Annotated in this window: 15 protein-coding genes; 11 read left to right on the top strand and 4 right to left on the bottom strand. The window is 72.0% G+C overall.

Features of this window, described 5'->3' with window-relative positions; translation table 11 throughout:
* Positions 1-124 precede the first annotated feature (124 nt).
* The 5 genes from ACI6PP_RS00150 (at position 125) to ACI6PP_RS00130 (ending at position 5,866) form a co-directional block, all read left to right on the top strand.
* Entirely contained in the window at positions 125-1,816 is a 1,692-nt protein-coding gene (locus tag ACI6PP_RS00150) for an ABC transporter substrate-binding protein (protein WP_421108011.1), read from the top strand.
* A gap of 88 nt (positions 1,817-1,904) precedes the next feature.
* Entirely contained in the window at positions 1,905-2,909 is a 1,005-nt protein-coding gene (locus tag ACI6PP_RS00145; RefSeq protein WP_421108009.1) for an ABC transporter permease, read from the top strand.
* The gene (locus ACI6PP_RS00140) at positions 2,906-3,814 is read left to right on the top strand and encodes an ABC transporter permease (protein ID WP_421108008.1); all 909 of its coding nucleotides are present in this window, start codon (positions 2,906-2,908) and stop codon (positions 3,812-3,814) included. The genes ACI6PP_RS00145 and ACI6PP_RS00140 overlap by 4 nt, the downstream gene beginning before the upstream one ends.
* Positions 3,815-3,818: 4 nt before the next feature.
* The gene (locus ACI6PP_RS00135; RefSeq protein WP_421108007.1) at positions 3,819-4,805 is read left to right on the top strand and encodes an ABC transporter ATP-binding protein; all 987 of its coding nucleotides are present in this window, start codon (positions 3,819-3,821) and stop codon (positions 4,803-4,805) included.
* Positions 4,802-5,866 carry an ABC transporter ATP-binding protein gene (locus ACI6PP_RS00130; protein ID WP_421108006.1) on the top strand — a complete coding sequence of 355 codons (1,065 nt, stop codon included), beginning with the start codon at positions 4,802-4,804 and terminating at the stop codon, positions 5,864-5,866. The genes ACI6PP_RS00135 and ACI6PP_RS00130 overlap by 4 nt, the downstream gene beginning before the upstream one ends.
* Positions 5,867-5,886: 20 nt before the next feature.
* Here the strand turns inward: ACI6PP_RS00130 and ACI6PP_RS00125 are convergent, their stop codons facing one another.
* Positions 5,887-6,780 (bottom strand): RecB family exonuclease, encoded by an 894-nt coding sequence (locus ACI6PP_RS00125; RefSeq protein ID WP_421108004.1) that lies wholly within the window; start codon positions 6,778-6,780, stop codon positions 5,887-5,889.
* A gap of 65 nt (positions 6,781-6,845) precedes the next feature.
* Here ACI6PP_RS00125 and ACI6PP_RS00120 point away from each other — a divergent pair, with 65 nt between their 5' ends.
* The 5 genes from ACI6PP_RS00120 to ACI6PP_RS00100 all read left to right on the top strand — a co-directional run bounded on the left by ACI6PP_RS00120 (position 6,846) and on the right by ACI6PP_RS00100 (position 11,589).
* Positions 6,846-7,967 carry a site-2 protease family protein gene (locus ACI6PP_RS00120; RefSeq protein ID WP_421108003.1) on the top strand — a complete coding sequence of 374 codons (1,122 nt, stop codon included), beginning with the start codon at positions 6,846-6,848 and terminating at the stop codon, positions 7,965-7,967.
* A gap of 43 nt (positions 7,968-8,010) precedes the next feature.
* Positions 8,011-8,886 carry a tRNA (adenine-N1)-methyltransferase gene (locus tag ACI6PP_RS00115; RefSeq protein WP_421108319.1) on the top strand — a complete coding sequence of 292 codons (876 nt, stop codon included), beginning with the start codon at positions 8,011-8,013 and terminating at the stop codon, positions 8,884-8,886.
* Positions 8,883-9,203 (top strand): hypothetical protein, encoded by a 321-nt coding sequence (locus ACI6PP_RS00110; RefSeq protein ID WP_421108001.1) that lies wholly within the window; start codon positions 8,883-8,885, stop codon positions 9,201-9,203. The genes ACI6PP_RS00115 and ACI6PP_RS00110 overlap by 4 nt, the downstream gene beginning before the upstream one ends.
* A gap of 151 nt (positions 9,204-9,354) precedes the next feature.
* Positions 9,355-11,100, top strand: coding sequence for a proteasome ATPase (gene arc / locus ACI6PP_RS00105; protein WP_421108000.1), 1,746 nt, complete (start codon positions 9,355-9,357; stop codon positions 11,098-11,100).
* 3 nt (positions 11,101-11,103) lie between these two features.
* Positions 11,104-11,589, top strand: a complete 486-nt coding sequence (locus ACI6PP_RS00100; RefSeq protein WP_421107998.1) for a GNAT family N-acetyltransferase — start codon at positions 11,104-11,106, stop codon at positions 11,587-11,589.
* Here the strand turns inward: ACI6PP_RS00100 and ACI6PP_RS00095 are convergent.
* The 3 genes from ACI6PP_RS00095 to ACI6PP_RS00085 are packed head-to-tail and all read right to left on the bottom strand — an operon-like array spanning position 11,555 to position 14,214.
* Positions 11,555-12,775 carry an FAD-binding domain-containing protein gene (locus ACI6PP_RS00095; RefSeq protein ID WP_421107997.1) on the bottom strand — a complete coding sequence of 407 codons (1,221 nt, stop codon included), beginning with the start codon at positions 12,773-12,775 and terminating at the stop codon, positions 11,555-11,557. The two genes, ACI6PP_RS00100 and ACI6PP_RS00095, sit on opposite strands and share 35 nt — an antisense overlap.
* A gap of 10 nt (positions 12,776-12,785) precedes the next feature.
* Positions 12,786-13,670 carry a DMT family transporter gene (locus ACI6PP_RS00090; RefSeq protein WP_421107996.1) on the bottom strand — a complete coding sequence of 295 codons (885 nt, stop codon included), beginning with the start codon at positions 13,668-13,670 and terminating at the stop codon, positions 12,786-12,788.
* A gap of 34 nt (positions 13,671-13,704) precedes the next feature.
* Positions 13,705-14,214 carry an NUDIX hydrolase gene (locus ACI6PP_RS00085; RefSeq protein ID WP_421107995.1) on the bottom strand — a complete coding sequence of 170 codons (510 nt, stop codon included), beginning with the start codon at positions 14,212-14,214 and terminating at the stop codon, positions 13,705-13,707.
* A gap of 23 nt (positions 14,215-14,237) precedes the next feature.
* On the opposite strand from ACI6PP_RS00085, the gene dop reads away from it, so the two are divergent.
* The gene (gene dop, locus ACI6PP_RS00080) at positions 14,238-15,758 is read left to right on the top strand and encodes a depupylase/deamidase Dop (protein ID WP_421107994.1); all 1,521 of its coding nucleotides are present in this window, start codon (positions 14,238-14,240) and stop codon (positions 15,756-15,758) included.
* Positions 15,759-15,776: the final 18 nt, after the last annotated feature.

Here is a 15,776-nt window from a genome sequence, read left to right as displayed (position 1 = left end):
ACTGACTCCATAACGATTCGGCCCGCAACCGCCCGGTGGCTTCCGTCTCGCTCCGTGGACGCACTAGCGTCCCGCACATCTGACCGTGCGGGCGCTGGAGCGCCCCGGAGAAAGCAGGACCTGGATGAGTCATCGACACCTTCGCCGCAGCGTGATGCTCGCGGTGGCCGGCGCGCTGTCGGCCGCCACCCTCGTCGCGTGCGGCGGCGGCTCCTCGGACTCGGCTGCGCCCGACGGCGCCGACGCCGAGGCCCAGTGCAAGGAGCTGGCCGACGCCGACAGCGGCGACGCGGGCGAGGACACGTTCGTGTTCGCCGCCTCGTCGGACCCCACCACCCTGAACCCGTTCCACGCCTCCGACGGCGAGACGTTCCGCGTCAGCCGCCAGATCTTCGAGGGCCTGGTCTCGGCCAAGCCCTGCACCGCCGACCCCGCCCCGTCGCTCGCCACCAAGTGGGAGACCTCCGAGGACGGCAAGTCGACGACGTTCACGCTGCGCGACGGCGTCACCTTCCAGGACGGCACCCCGTTCAACGGCGCGGCCGTCTGCTCGATGTTCGAGTACTGGAACAACCAGCCCGCCGGCCCGGCGCAGACCGAGGACGTCACGTACTACTGGATCTCGCTGTTCAAGGGCTTCGGCGACAAGAGCATCTACGACTCCTGCGCCACCGAGGGCAACACCGCGACGATCACCCTCAAGCAGCCCTACGCGGGCTTCGTCGCCTCGATGTCGCTGCCGGCGTTCTCGATGCAGAGCCCCACGGCGCTCGCCAAGTACAACAAGGTCGAGGCGGGCGGCGACCCGACGTCCAGCGAGTACGGCACCGCGCACCCGACGGGCACCGGCCCGTACTCGTTCGTCTCGTGGGACCGCGGCCAGGCCGTCACCCTCAAGGCCAACGAGAGCTACTGGGGCGACAAGGCCAAGACGCCCAACGTCCGCATCACCACGATCGCCGACGGCAAGGCCCGCACCGACGCCCTGCGTGCCGGTGACATCGACGGCTTCGACCTCGTCGGCCCCGGTGACATCAAGCCCCTGCAGGACGAGGACTTCGAGCTCGTCCAGCGTCCGGCGTTCAACGTCCTGTACCTGGGCTTCAACCAGAAGATCCCGGCCCTGGCCGACCCCAAGGTCCGCCAGGCGATCGCCCACGCCATCGACAAGGACGCGATCGTGTCGCAGTCGATGACGCCGGGCTCGGTGGCCGCCAAGGAGTTCATCCCCGAGGTCGTCAACGGCTACAACGACGACGTCACGGGCTACGACTACGACCCGGCCAAGGCCAAGGCGCTGCTCAAGGAGGCCGGCCAGGAGAACCTGGAGCTGACCTTCAACTACCCGACGGACGTCAGCCGTCCGTACATGCCGAGCCCCCAGGACACCTTCAACGTGATCCGCGGCCAGCTGCAGGAGGTGGGCATCAAGGTCACGCCCGTCGCCGACCAGTGGAGCCCGGACTACCTGGACAAGATCCAGGGCGGCCAGGACCACGGCATCCACCTGCTCGGCTGGACCGGCGACTACAACGACACCGACAACTTCCTCGGCGTCTTCTTCGGCCAGGCCAGCAACGAGTGGGGCTTCACCAACCAGACGCTGTTCGACGAGCTCGCCGCGGCCCGTCAGCTGCCGACGGTCGAGGAGCAGAAGCCGGCCTACGAGAAGATCAACGCGGACGTCATGGACTACCTGCCCGGCGTCCCGCTGGCGCACGGCGTCCCGTCGCTCGCGTTCGGCCCCGGCGTCAAGGGCTTCGTGCCCAGCCCGGTGCAGGACGAGTCGTTCGCGAACGTCACCGTCACCAAGTGATCCGGCGCCCGGGGTGCGGCGGCCGTCGGCCGTCGCACCCCGGGCTCTGCCTGCTCATCCCCTCCCCGTCTGAAGAACTGAGGAACGCGTGCTCCGTTTCGCGATCCGACGCGTCGCGCTGCTCGTGCCGACGCTGTTCGGCCTGACGCTCCTGCTCTTCGCGTGGGTGCGCGCACTGCCCGGCGACCCCGCGCGTGCCCTGCTCGGCGAGCGCGCCACGCCCGCCGCCATCGCCCGCGTCACCGAGGTCTACGGCTTCGACAAGCCCCTGCTGACCCAGTACTTCACCTACATGGGGTCGCTGCTGCGCGGCGACTTCGGCGAGTCGATCAAGAAGAACGAGCCGGTGCTCACCGCGTTCCTCGACAAGATCCCCGCCACCATCGAGCTGACCGTCGCCGCGCTGCTGTTCGCCATCCTCGTGGGCATCCCGCTCGGCTACGTCGCGGGCCGCCGCACCGGCAGCGCCGCCGACGCCGGTGCCGTGACCGTCTCGCTGGTCGGCGTCGTCACCCCGGTGTTCTTCCTGGCCCTGCTGCTCAAGTACGTGTTCGCGATCCAGCTCGGCATCTTCCCGACCGTCGGCCGGCAGAGCGCCCGCAGCGACGCGACGCACACCACCGGCTTCTACGTGCTCGACGGCATCATCAACGGCCAACCGGGAGCCGCGTGGGACGCGGTCGTCCACCTCGTGCTGCCGGCGATCGCGCTGGGCACCATCCCGCTCGCGATCATCGTGCGGATGACGCGCGCCGCGGTGTCGGAGGTCATCCACGAGGACTACGTGCGCACCGCCGAGGCCAAGGGCCTGAAGGCGTCGCTGGTCAACCGCCGTCACGTCATGCGCAACGCGCTGCTGCCCGTCGTCACCACGATCGGCCTGCAGCTCGGGCTCCTGCTCGCGGGCGCCGTGCTCACCGAGACCGTGTTCGCGCTCGACGGGGTGGGCAACTACCTGTACCAGGCGATCCGCGACCGCGACTACCCCGTGCTGCAGGGCTTCATCCTGTTCATCGCGATCATCTACGCGTTGGTGACGCTGCTGGTCGACCTGTCCTACGGCCTCATCGATCCCCGGGTGCGTGAGTCATGACGATCCCCCTCGACGCCACCCAGGCACCCGAGCAGCTCGAGCGCGGCGACAGCCTGTGGCGCGGCGCGTTCCGTCGGCTGCGGCGCAGCCCGACGGCCATCATCGGCGCCGTCATCGTACTGCTGTTCGTGCTCGTCGCGATCTTCGCGCCGGTGCTCGCGCCGTACGAGCCCGCCTCGACGCAGTGGCAGAGCCTGTCGACGCCGTACGCGGTGCAGTTCTCCAGCCCCGAGCACCTGCTCGGCATCGACCGCTGGGGCTCGGACATGCTCACCCAGCTGATCTACGGCGCACGGCAGTCGCTCGTCATCGGCCTGGTGTCGACGGCGTTCGGCCTCCTCGCCGGCGCGGCGCTCGGCCTGCTGGCCGGGGCGTTCGGCGGCTGGGTCGACTCGATCGTCATGCGCATCGTCGACATCCTGCTGTCGATCCCGAGCCTGCTGCTCGCGATCAGCATCGCCGCGGTGCTCGACAAGAGCGCGTTCGCGCTGATGATCGCCATCGGCGCGGCGCAGGTGCCGATCTTCGCGCGGCTGCTGCGTGGCTCGATGCTCTCGCAGGGCCGTCAGGACTACGTGCTCGCGGCGACGGCGCTCGGCCTGCGTCGGCGCACCATCGTCATGGGGCACGTCCTGCCCAACTCGATCGGCCCGACGATCGTCCAGGCGACCCTGAACCTCGCCACCGCGGTGATCGAGGTGGCGGCGCTGTCGTACCTCGGGCTCGGCACGGGCGAGGTGGCCGTGGCGGAGTGGGGACGGATGATCGTCAGCGCCCAGGACCGCTTCGACATCGCGCCGTGGCTGGCCTTCTACCCGGGCATCTGCATCGCGATCACGGCCCTCGGGTTCACGTTGTTCGGCGAGGCGCTCCGCGAGGCGCTCGACCCCAAGCAGAGGCGGTGAGCAGATGAGCATGCTGTTGGAGGTCGAGGACCTGTCCGTGCGGTTCACCCGCAAGGGACGAGACCCGGTGGAGGCCGTCAGCGAGGTGAGCTTCGCGGTCGACGCCGGCCAGCACGTCGGACTGGTGGGCGAGTCGGGCAGCGGCAAGAGCGTCACGTCGCTGGCGATCATGGGCCTGCTGCCGCGGCGCGGCGTCGAGGTGAGCGGCAGCGTCAGGCTCGACGGACGCGAGCTGCTCGGCCTGCAGCGCTCGGAGCTGAACGAGATCCGCGGCAGCGAGGTCGCGATGGTCTTCCAGGACCCGATGAGCTCACTGAACCCCGTGGTCACCGTCGGCACCCAGATCACCGAGGTGCTCAAGCAGCACAAGGGGATGGACAAGCGCGAGGCCAGGGAGCGGGCGGTCGAGCTGCTGCGCCGCGTCGGCATCCCCGACCCCGGCCGCCGGGTGGGGGAGTACCCGCACCAGCTGTCCGGCGGCATGCGCCAGCGCGTGCTCATCGCCATCGCGCTCGCCTGCGAGCCGCGGCTGCTCATCGCCGACGAGCCCACGACGGCGCTCGACGTCACCATCCAGGCGCAGATCCTCGAGCTGCTCAAGGAGCTCGTCTCGGGCACCGGCACCGCGCTGGTGATGATCACCCACGACCTCGGCGTGGTGGCGGGCCTGTGCGACACCGTGCACGTCATGTACTCCGGACGGGTGGTCGAGACCGCGCCGCGTCGGCCGCTGTTCGCCGAGCCGCGCCACCCCTACACCGGCGGGCTGCTGGCGTCGATCCCGCGCGTCGACACCGCGCGGGGCGAGCCGCTGCTGCCCATCCCGGGGTCGCCCACCGACACGCTGCCGTGGTTGCAGGGCTGCGCGTTCGCGCCGCGCTGCGGCAACGTCGACGACCGGTGCCGCACCGAGACGCCGCTCCTGCAGCGCGACGACGCCCGTGCGCTGCGCTGCTTCCACCCGCTGGCCGCCCCGGTGGGCGCCCGATGAACGAGGAGACCGTGGACCGGACCGACGACGACGTGCTGCTGCGCGTCGAGGGCCTCGAGGTGCACTTCCCGATCAAGAGCGGCGCGGTGCTGTCGCGCACCGTCGGCCACGTCAAGGCCGTCGACGGCGTCGACCTCTCGGTGCGCCGGGGCCGGACGCTCGGCCTGGTGGGGGAGTCGGGCTGCGGCAAGAGCACGCTCGGCCGCGCCATCCTGCAGCTGACGCGACCCACCGCCGGGTCGGTGCACTTCGACGGCACCGACGTCGCCGCGCTCAAGGGCGAGACGCTGCGACGCGCGCGTCGTCGGATGCAGATGGTCTTCCAGGACCCGATGAGCTCGCTCAACCCGCGCCAGAGCATCGAGACGATCCTCACCGAGCCCCTCAAGGCCCACGGGATCGCGTTCGACAAGCGGGCGCGGGTGCCCGAGCTGCTCGACCTCGTCGGCCTGCCGCGCGACGCCGGCTCGCGCTACCCGCACGAGTTCTCCGGCGGCCAGCGCCAGCGCATCGGCATCGCCCGCGCGGTGGCGCTCGAGCCCGACCTGGTGATCGCCGACGAGCCCGTCTCGGCGCTCGACGTCTCGATCCAGGCGCAGGTGCTCAACCTGCTCCAGGAGCTGCAGGAGCGCCTCGGCCTGACCTACCTGGTGATCGCGCACGACCTCGCGGTGGTGCGGCACGTGTCGGACGAGATCGCGGTGATGTACCTCGGCGGCATCGTCGAGCAGGCCGACGCCCCCGACCTCTACGACGCACCCCTGCACCCGTACACCAAGGCGCTGATGTCGGCGGTGCCCGTGCCCGACCCCGAGGTCGAGGACCGGCGCGAGCGGATCCTGCTCAGCGGCGACCTCCCGTCGCCGGCCGACCCTCCCAGCGGCTGCCGCTTCCACACCCGCTGCCCGTTCCGCCAGGAGACCCGCTGCGACGACGAGCGTCCGCTGCTGCGGCTCCTCGCCCCCGGCCACAGCGTCGCCTGCCACTACGCCGAGGAGATCGCCGCCGGCACCGTCGTCGCGGCCGACACGTCGCCCACGGACACGCCCACCCCCGCCTGACCTGAGGAGCTGTCGGTGCCTCAGGGGCCTATGGGCCTGTGAGGCACCGACAGCTCCACGGTCGGCAGGGGTGGTGGCGTGCCGCCCCAGGCGGGGCAGAGGGCGCGGTGGTCGCACCACGAGCAGATCCGGCCGCGGTTGGGCTGGAAGTCGCCGGTGGTGCGGGCGAGGTCGATGGCCGTCCAGAGCGCCTCGACCTTGCGCTCGGTGGCGAGCAGGTCGGCCTCGTCGGGGGCATGGGTGAGCACCTCGCCGCTGCCGAGGTAGACCAGCTGCAGCAGCGTGGGGACGCGTCCGGTGCTGCGCCACAGGACGAGGGCGTAGAAGCGCATCTGGAACAGGGCCGAGGCCTCCCACTGCTCGCTGGGGGCGCGGCCGGTCTTGTAGTCGACCACCCGCACCTCGCCGGTGGCCGCGACGTCGAGACGGTCGACGTAGCCGCGCAGCAGCAGCCGCGAGTCGATGACGTGCTCGACGTAGAGCTCGCGGTCGGCGGGCTCCAGGCGGGTGGGGTCCTCGAGCTCGAACCACCGCCGCACCAGCCCCGCGCACTCCTCGAGCCAGGCCGCGCGGTCGGCCACGGGCGGCTCGTCGCCCTCGAAGAGCGCCGCCAGCCCGGGCTCGGCGGCGAGCACGGACTCCCACGCGGCGGGCAGCAGGCCGACGGCGACGTCGGGCGTGCGCTCGGGCGCGGGACGGTCGAAGAGGCGCTCGAGCACCGCGTGCACGACGGTGCCGCGCACGGCGGCCGCGCTGGGCGTCTCGGGGAGCCGGTCGATGGTGCGGAACCGGTACTTGAGCGGGCAGGCCATGAAGTCGGCGGCGCGGCTGGGCGAGAGGCTGCCCACGACGTCGACGCCGTCGACCAGCGTGCGGCCGGTCTCGGGGTCGGTGGCGTGCGCCTGCGTGGTCATGGACCCGAGCCTAGGAGGCGCCCACGACAACCGGCGCGTGCCGCACCACCCGATAGCGTTGGCCCGTGACCTCCCCGCAGCGCCCTCCCGGCACCATCCGCCTGGGCACGATCGCGGGCGTCGACGTGCTCGTGCGCGCGTCGTGGTTCGTCGTCGCCGTGCTGATCAGCTACATCGTCTCGCCGCGGATCGACATGGTGGCCCCCGGCCTGGGCGGCCTGGTCTACGTCGCGGGGCTCGCGTTCGCCGTGCTGCTGTACCTGTCGGTGCTGCTGCACGAGGTGTCGCACGCGGTGATGGCCAAGTTCTTCGGCTTCGAGGTCCGGTCGGTGACCCTGCACTTCCTCGGCGGCGTCACCGAGATCGAGGGCGAGTCCGACACCGCCTGGCGCGAGTTCTGGATCGCCGTGGTCGGCCCGCTGACGTCGATCGCCATCGCCGCGGCGTCCTTCGGCGTCACCTTCCTGCTCCCCGAGGGCCTGCTGCTGCTCGCGTTCCAGTCCCTGGCGCTGGCCAACGCGGTCGTGGGCGTGCTCAACCTTCTCCCGGGCATGCCGCTCGACGGCGGACGCGTCCTGCGCGCCCTCGTCTGGGGAGTCTCGGGCACGCCGCACACCGGCACGATCGTGTCGGCCTGGGCCGGCCGCGTGCTCGCGGTCCTGGTGCTGGGCTACCCGCTGCTGATCAGCGAGCTCCTCGGCAGCGAGCCCACGATCATCGACTGGGTGCTGGCCGCCGTCGTCGCCGCCTTCCTGTGGGGCGGTGCGTCCCAGGCCCTGCTCTCGGCCCGGCTGCGCAAGAAGCTGCCCGCGCTGCACGGCCGCACGATCGCGCGGCGCGTCGTCGCCGTCACCCCCGAGACGACGGTGGCCGCCGCCGTCGAGGCCGCCCGCACCGACGGCGCCGCCGGCGTGGTCGTGGTCGACGCCGAGCGGCGTCCGGTCGCGGTCGTCGACGAGGAGGCCGTCCTCGCGATGCCCGACCTGCGACGGGCGCACCTCGCCGTCACGAGCGTGGCCCGTACGCTGCACGACGGGCAGGTGCTGCCCGACTCCACAGGCGGCGAGGAGATGCTCCGTTCCATGCAGTCACACCCGGCTCCGTACTACGTGCTGGTCACGTCCGAGGGCGCGCCGTACGGCCTGCTCACGACGCGCGACGTCGACCGCGCCTTCTCGGAGGTCTGAGGTGGTGGAGGCAGGACCGTGGTCCGGCGTGCGCCGGGGCCCGATGGCCGAGGGCGAGTGGGTGCGCCTCACCGACGCCAAGGGCCGCAAGCACAACATCTGCCTGGCGGTGGGGGAGAGCTTCCACACCAACAAGGGCCAGATCGACCACGACGAGCTGATCGGGCGCCCCGAGGGCATCGTCGTGTCCAGCAGCCTGGGCGGCCAGTACCTGGTGTTCCGGCCCCAGCTGCACGAGTACGTCGTGTCGATGCCGCGCGGTGCGGCCGTGATCTACCCCAAGGACGCCGGCCAGATCATCACGATGGCCGACGTCTTCCCCGGCGCGCGCGTCGTCGAGGCCGGTGCCGGCTCCGGCGCGCTCACCAGCTACCTGCTGCGCGCCGTCGGCCCGCACGGCATGGTCTCGTCCTACGAGTGGCGCGAGGACTTCGCCGAGGTCGCCCGCCGCAACGTCGGCCAGGTCTACGGATCGCAGGACCACCCGGCCTGGCGGCTGACGGTCGGCGACGTCCGCGAGACGTTCAGTGACACCGACGTCGACCGCGTCATCCTCGACCTCGTCGACCCGTGGACGGTCGTCGACACCGTCGCGGCCGCGCTCGTGCCCGGCGGGGTGCTCTGCTGCTACGTCGCCACGACCACGCAGCTGTCCCGTGTGACCGAGACCATCCGCGCCCTCGGCGAGTTCACCGAGCCGCACGCCTGGGAGACGATGGTGCGCTCCTGGCACCTCGAGGGCCTCGCGGTGCGTCCCGACCACAAGATGGTCGGCCACACCGCCTTCCTCGTCACCGCGCGCCGGATGGCGCCGGGCGAGAAGCCGCTCACGCGCAGCCGCCGCCCCGCGCCCGGCGCGTACGGCCCCGACTACACCGGCCCCCGGCCCGCCGACGCGCAGGAGCCGGAGCAGGCGTGAGCCGCGACGTCGAGCGCACCGACGACGGCCACTGGATCGTGGTCGACGGACGCCGCTGGCGCGCGACCGACCCCGAGCTGCCCGACGACGTCGCCGATCGCCTGCGCTCCCACCTCGGACGCGGACGCTCCGGCGTCGGGGTCGCCAAGAAGGCCGGTGACGAGGACGCGGTGGCCGCCGCCCGCGAGCGCGTCGGGCTCGCCAAGCACGGCCTCGGCGAGCGCGGCGACGCGTGGTGGGACCTCCCGCTGGAGGATCGTCGGCGCCGCTGGGAGGACGCGCTGCGCGACCTCGACGCGCTGGACGACGACGCCTGAACGCCGCGCGGCCCCGAGGTTGCAGGAACGTTGATACCGAATCGGTAACCACGTGTCTTCGTCACGTCACCGTCACCGAACCCCGGTAGGGTCGACAGGGAGGAAGCCGATGACGACCGCGGGTCACCGCGGACGGGGTGGAGGTTGCGCCATGACCGAGAACCAGACGCCGAGTCCCAGCGACGAGGCCAACGAGATCGCCTACCTGCGCGCCGAGGTCGAGCACCTGCGACGCCGCCTGTCCGAGGCGAGCCCCGGCATCGGCGGCCCCCGGAACCTCGAGGCCCGGCTGGCCGAGACGGAGTCGCGGCTGTCGGGCGTCACCGCCCAGAACGAGCGCCTCGGCGCCACCCTGCGCGAGGCCCGCGACCAGATCCTCACGCTCAAGGAGGAGGTCGACCGCCTCGCCCAGCCGCCCACGGGCTTCGGCACCTTCATCCAGCGCAACGACGACGACACCATCGACGTGTTCACCGGCGGCCGCAAGCTGCGCGTCAACGTCAGCCCCGCGGTCGACCGCGACGAGCTGCAGCGCGGCCAGGAGGTCATCCTCAACGAGGCCATGAACGTGGTCGCGGCCCTGCAGTTCGAGCAGGTCGGCGAGGTGGTGATGCTCAAGGAGGTCATGGCCGACGCCGAGCGCGTCCTGGTGCTGGGCAACGCCGACGAGGAGCGCGTCGTGCGCCTCGCCGAGTCGCTCAAGGACGTCAAGCTGCGCGCCGGCGACTCCCTGCTGCTCGACTCCCGCGCCGGCTACGTCTACGAGCGGGTGCCCAAGAGCGAGGTCGAGGAGCTGGTGCTCGAGGAGGTCCCCGACATCGACTACTCGACGATCGGCGGTCTCAGCAGCCAGATCGAGACCATCCGCGACGCCGTCGAGCTGCCCTACCTGCACCCCGAGCTGTTCGTCGAGCACGAGCTCAAGCCGCCCAAGGGCGTCCTGCTCTACGGCCCTCCCGGCTGCGGCAAGACGCTGATCGCCAAGGCGGTCGCGAACTCGCTGGCCAAGAAGGTCGCGGCGAAGACCGGCGAGGAGGGACGCTCGTTCTTCCTCAACATCAAGGGTCCCGAGCTGCTCAACAAGTACGTCGGCGAGACCGAGCGGCACATCCGGCTCGTGTTCCAGCGCGCCCGCGAGAAGGCGAGCGAGGGCACCCCCGTCATCGTGTTCTTCGACGAGATGGACTCGCTGTTCCGCACCCGTGGGTCCGGCGTCTCCTCCGACGTCGAGAACACCATCGTCCCGCAGCTGCTCAGCGAGATCGACGGCGTCGAGGGGCTCGAGAACGTCCTGGTCATCGGTGCCTCCAACCGCGAGGACATGATCGACCCCGCGATCCTGCGCCCCGGCCGGCTCGACGTGAAGATCAAGATCGAGCGCCCCGACGCGGAGTCGGCGCGCGACATCTTCTCCAAGTACCTGACGTCGCGCCTGCCGCTGCACGAGGACGACCTCGCGGAGTTCTCCGGCGACCGAGACGCGTGCACCGCCGGGATGATCCAGCGCACCGTCGAGCGGATGTACACCGAGTCCGAGGACAACCGGTTCCTCGAGGTCACGTACGCCAACGGCGACAAGGAGGTCCTGTACTTCAAGGACTTCAACTCGGGCGCGATGATCCAGAACATCGTTGACCGTGCCAAGAAGATGGCGATCAAGGACCTCCTCGACCTCGGCCAGCGCGGCCTGCGGGTGCAGCACCTGCTCCAGGCGTGCCTCGACGAGTTCAAGGAGAACGAGGACCTCCCCAACACCACCAACCCCGACGACTGGGCGCGCATCTCGGGCAAGAAGGGCGAGCGGATCGTGTTCATCCGCACGCTCATCTCCGGCAAGCAGGGCAGCGAGCCCGGCCGCTCCATCGACACCGTCGCCAACACGGGGCAGTACCTGTAGGGCATGCGCATCGAGGTCCGCGCGTACGACCACCCGCAGGTCGTCGCGCTGGTGGAGCGCGTGCAGGCCGAGTACACGGTGCTGTACGGCTCGCCGGACGAGGGCCCGGCCGACGGCGCGCAGTTCGTGCCGCCGGCCGGTCTGTTCGGCGTGGGGCTGGCCGACGGCGTGCCGGTCGCGATGGGCGGGTGGCGCCAGCTCGACGACGAGCGCGCCGAGATCAAGCGGATGTACGTGCCCGACGAGCACCGCGGGCGCGGGCACGCCCGGCAGATGCTGCACTGGCTGGAGCGCACCGCCGCCGAGGCCGGTGCGCGGCGCCTGGTGCTCGAGACCGGGCTGATGCAGCCCGCCGCCGTCGCGATGTACCGCTCGGGCGGGTACACCGACGTCGAGGCGTTCGGCCACTACGCCGACAGCCCGCTGAGCGTCTACCTCGGACGCGACCTGGCGGTCAGCGCGACCCGTCCTTGCGCACCCAGGCGCTGAACGACCGCAGCGTCCCGCCGCCGGGACATCGGAGCCAGCGCCAGGGGTGCAGGGCCGCGACGTCGAGACGGTCGGCGCGTCGTCGCCAGCCCGGCACCGGGGCGAACGTGGTGGCGAGCGGCGTCCCGGCCAGCTCCTCGACCGGGTCGCCGAGCCGGACCTCGCAGCCCAGCTCGGCCAGCGTCTCGGCCAGGAACACCAGCCGCTTGCCCGAGAGCCGCAACCGGCCCAGCAGCGGCTCGTCGAGGACGAACACCGCGGGCAGGTCCGGGTGGGCGGCGAGCGCGGGGTCGTCCACGCCGAGCGACTCGGCGGTGAGCCAGACCGCCTCGGGCGTGCCGTTGACGAGCGGCTCGACCGGTCCGGCGTCGGTGTCGCCGCCGCCCAGGCCGGCCGGCGGCTCGATCCGGGCGCCAGTGCCGGACTCGGGCCAGTCCTGCACCGGGCAGGCGTCGCGCAGGGCGCAGCGTCCGCAGACGCCGGGGGCGCGCTTCTCGACCTGCCAGCGGCTGAAGCCGTAGGGCTTGCCGCTCCCGGTGCCGACCGTCCACTGCCAGCCCAGGCGGTTGGCGGCCCGCGACCCGTCGACCAGGTGGCGGAACATCTCGTCCTCGCCGTCGCGCCACGCCGCGCCCGCACGGACCGCCCACTGGCTGGCGAGCCACATCCGGGTCTGGTTCACCAGCCAGCCGTCGTCGTGCAGCTCGGTGACGGTGGCCTGCATGCAGGCCATCTCCTGCGGCCACGGTTCGTGCGGGCCGAACCGGCCCGTCCCGTCGGCCCAGTCGCCCACCGGCTGCTCGTGGCGCATCGACGACCCGAGGTCGGCGCCGACTCGGGCGTAGAGGTGGCGTGCGTACTCCTGCCAGAGCAGCTCGTCGCGGTACTTGCCGCGGTCGCGCGAAGGTGCGTCGGCCACGGCGGCCCACACCGTCGGCAGGTCGACCAGGCCGTGGCGGATGTACGGCGACATCCGGGACGCGCCGCGCCGTGCGACCGGCGCGACCGTGCTGCGGCTCGAGGCGTACCCGGAGACGTCGAGACCGGCGAGCGCGGCGTCGGCGGCCGACTGGCCCCCGCGGATCGCCGAGGGGTGCACGTCGTCGCAGGTGAGGTGGCCGAGGTGCTCGCGCACCCAGTCGACGGCCGCGTCGACGCCGACCGGGGGAGCGGGGAGGACGGGCACCCGTCCATGGTCACCCGACGGGCTGCGGACCGCCGCGCGAGCGCAGCGCGAGGGTGACGCCGGCGGCGCAGACGACCAGGCCAGTCAGCCCGAGCGCGGTCACGGTGTCGCCGAACATCAGGAACGTCCACACCATCACCGTCGGCGGCGTCAGGTACAGCAGGGTGCTCGCGCGGGTGGCGCCCTGGCGCCGGCTGACGAACACGAAGGCGCCGTACCCGCCGATGCTCGACAGCCCGACCAGCCACGCGACGGCCACCCAGAACTGGACGTCGGGCGGGGGTGCGGCGTGCCCCGTCAGGGCGCCCACCACGCCGAAGACCAGCGCGGCCACGACCGACTGCACCGTGACGACCTGGAGCAGCGACTCGCTCGTGCGCCAGCGACGCTCGGTGACGGTGCCGACGGCCATCGTGAGCATGGCGGCGACGGGCAGCAGGTACGCCCACCACGGTGCGGACGAGCCGCCCAGGTCGCCGCCGACCACCAGCGCCACGCCGGCCAGGCCGACGACCAGCCCCACGCGCTGCCACCGCGTCACCCGCTCGCCGAGGAGCGGTCCGGCGACGGTGGAGACCAGCAGCGGCTGCATGGACGTCACCAGCGCGGCCAGGCCGGCCGGCACCCCGAGCGAGATCGCCCAGAACACGAGCCCCAGGTAGCAGACCTGCTGCAGGGTTCCCAGGAGCGCCTGCTGGCGCACGGTGCGGGCGGCGAACCGCACGCGCAGCACGAGGCAGACCGCCAGCAGCACCAGGCCGAGGCACGCGAACCGCCAGCCGAGGACCGTGACGGGCGAGGCCACCGCCGTGCCCAGGCGCGCCCCGACGAAGCCCGAGCTCCAGCACAGGACGAAGACCGTGGAGGACACCACGTCGGTGCGGGCGCTCGCCATGGGCCCACACAACCACGCGCCGGGGACGGCCCGGTCAGAGCGTGCGGAGCACCGGCCCCATCACGGCGCGCGTGTCGGGCACGAACGGCCAGGCGGGGTCGGCGAGGTGGGCGCGCAGCTCGTCGGGCGTCATCCAGGTGCCCCAGTCGACCTCGCTGGGCTGCCAGCGGACGGGGCCGTGCCAGACCGCCTCGAACCGGTGCGCCCAGTAACGGGTGTGCTCGTCCTCGTAGAGGCTCGCGCCGAGCGGCGACAGCGGGACGCCGCTGACGCCCAGCTCCTCCTCGAGCTCGCGGACGGCACCCTCGGTCGGGTCCTCCCCGGCCTGCAGCACCCCGCCCGCGACGTAGTCGTGCAGGCCCGGGTAGACGTCCTTGGTGGTCGTGCGGCGGTGGACGTAGACGCGTCCGGTGCCGTCGCGCACGAGGACCGCGGTGGCGGCGTGCAGGAGGTTCTCGCGACGCACCCGTGCCCGGGGCGCCGTGCCCGCCGGGCGTCCCTCGACGTCGAACAGCCCCACCTGCTCCTGACCCACCTCGTCCACGACCCCAGCGTAGGGTTGCGGGCATGACTGTGACGCGTGTCGTCGGCACCGAGGTCGAGTACGGCATCTCCGTCCAGGGGCAGCCGGGCGCCAACCCGATGCTCGCCGCCACCCAGATCGTCAACGCGTACGCCAGCGCCCACGGCCTGACGCGGCGGGCCCGCTGGGACTTCGAGGAGGAGAGCCCGCTGCGCGACGCGCGCGGCTTCGACCTCGGCCGCGACCAGGCCGACCCCGGCCTGCTCACCGACGAGGACCTCGGGCTGGCCAACGTCATCCTGGCCAACGGTGCGCGGCTCTACGTCGACCACGCGCACCCGGAGTACTCCGCCCCCGAGACCACCAACCCGCGCGACGCCGTGCTGTGGGAGGTCGCGGGCGAGCACGTCATGCGCCGCGCCGCCGAGCTGGCCGGGCGCGTCCCCGGAGCGACGCCGATCCTGCTCTACAAGAACAACGTCGACAACAAGGGCGCCTCCTACGGCACCCACGAGAACTACCTGATGCGGCGCGACGTCCCGTTCGCGGCGATCGTCGAGCACCTCACGCCGTTCTTCGTCTCGCGCCAGGTGGTCACCGGCGCCGGACGGGTCGGGCGCGCGCAGGACGGCAGCGAGCAGGGGTTCCAGATCAGCCAGCGCGCCGACTACTTCGAGGTCGGCGTCGGGCTCGAGACCACGCTCAAGCGCCCGATCATCAACACCCGCGACGAGCCGCACGCCGACCCGCAGAAGTACCGCCGCCTCCACGTCATCATCGGCGACGCGAACTGCTCGGAGATCTCCACCTACCTCAAGGTCGGCACCACCTCGCTGGTGATCGCGATGATCGAGGCCGGCGCCATCCCGTCGGGCCTGGCGATCACCCGACCCGTCCAGGCGGTGCACGAGGTGTCGCACGACTACTCGCTGCAGCACGAGATCGAGCTGGCGGACGGACGCCGCATCACCGCGGTCGAGCTGCAGCGCGAGTACCTGGCCCTGGCGCAGAAGTTCGTCCAGCAGGGCTCCTACGACACCGACGACACCCACGCCAAGCAGACCCAGGACGTGCTCGCGCGCTGGGAGGACGTCCTGGACCGGTTGGAGTCCGACCCGATGAGCCTGGCCGACCAGCTCGACTGGGTCGCCAAGCTCAAGCTGCTCGAGCAGTACCGCGACCGCGACGGCCTGAACTGGGACCACGCCAAGCTGCACCTGGTGGACCTGCAGTACGCCGACGTCCGGCTCGGCAAGGGCTTGTACCACCGCCTCGTCGACACCGGACGCATGCAGCGCCTGCTCACCGACGACGAGGTCGCGGCCGCCGTCGCCACGCCCCCGCACGACACCCGCGCCTACTTCCGCGGCACCTGCCTGGCCCGCTTCCCCGACCAGGTGGCGGCCGCGTCGTGGGACTCGGTGATCTTCGACCTCCCCGACCACGACTCACTGCAGCGCGTGCCCACCCTCGAGCCCCTCCGTGGCACCCGCGAGCACGTCGGCGACCTGTTCGAGCGCAGCTCCACCGCCGCCGAGCTGTTCGCCGCCATCACGGGGCGGTAGCGCGCGGCACGACCGGCG

It is taken from the genome of Solicola agrisoli (genome assembly GCF_049059935.1).
Lineage (GTDB): Bacteria > Actinomycetota > Actinomycetes > Propionibacteriales > Nocardioidaceae > JAURVT01.
The sequence above is the reverse complement of the archived record's forward strand: the minus strand, read 5'-3'. Positions and strand labels throughout refer to the sequence as shown.

Excerpts from the sequence above, each read along its gene's own strand:
- ACI6PP_RS00150 (WP_421108011.1), top strand. The coding sequence starts at position 125 with ATGAGTCATCGACACCTTCGCCGCAGCGTGATGCTCGCGGTGGCCGGC.
- ACI6PP_RS00090 (WP_421107996.1), bottom strand. The coding sequence starts at position 13,670 with ATGGCGAGCGCCCGCACCGACGTGGTGTCCTCCACGGTCTTCGTCCTG.
- dop (WP_421107994.1), top strand. The coding sequence starts at position 14,238 with ATGACTGTGACGCGTGTCGTCGGCACCGAGGTCGAGTACGGCATCTCC.
- ACI6PP_RS00135 (WP_421108007.1), top strand. The coding sequence starts at position 3,819 with ATGAGCATGCTGTTGGAGGTCGAGGACCTGTCCGTGCGGTTCACCCGC.
- ACI6PP_RS00130 (WP_421108006.1), top strand. The coding sequence starts at position 4,802 with ATGAACGAGGAGACCGTGGACCGGACCGACGACGACGTGCTGCTGCGC.
- arc (WP_421108000.1), top strand. The coding sequence starts at position 9,355 with ATGACCGAGAACCAGACGCCGAGTCCCAGCGACGAGGCCAACGAGATC.
- ACI6PP_RS00100 (WP_421107998.1), top strand. The coding sequence starts at position 11,104 with ATGCGCATCGAGGTCCGCGCGTACGACCACCCGCAGGTCGTCGCGCTG.
- ACI6PP_RS00140 (WP_421108008.1), top strand. The coding sequence starts at position 2,906 with ATGACGATCCCCCTCGACGCCACCCAGGCACCCGAGCAGCTCGAGCGC.
- ACI6PP_RS00125 (WP_421108004.1), bottom strand. The coding sequence starts at position 6,780 with ATGACCACGCAGGCGCACGCCACCGACCCCGAGACCGGCCGCACGCTG.
- ACI6PP_RS00115 (WP_421108319.1), top strand. The coding sequence starts at position 8,011 with ATGGCCGAGGGCGAGTGGGTGCGCCTCACCGACGCCAAGGGCCGCAAG.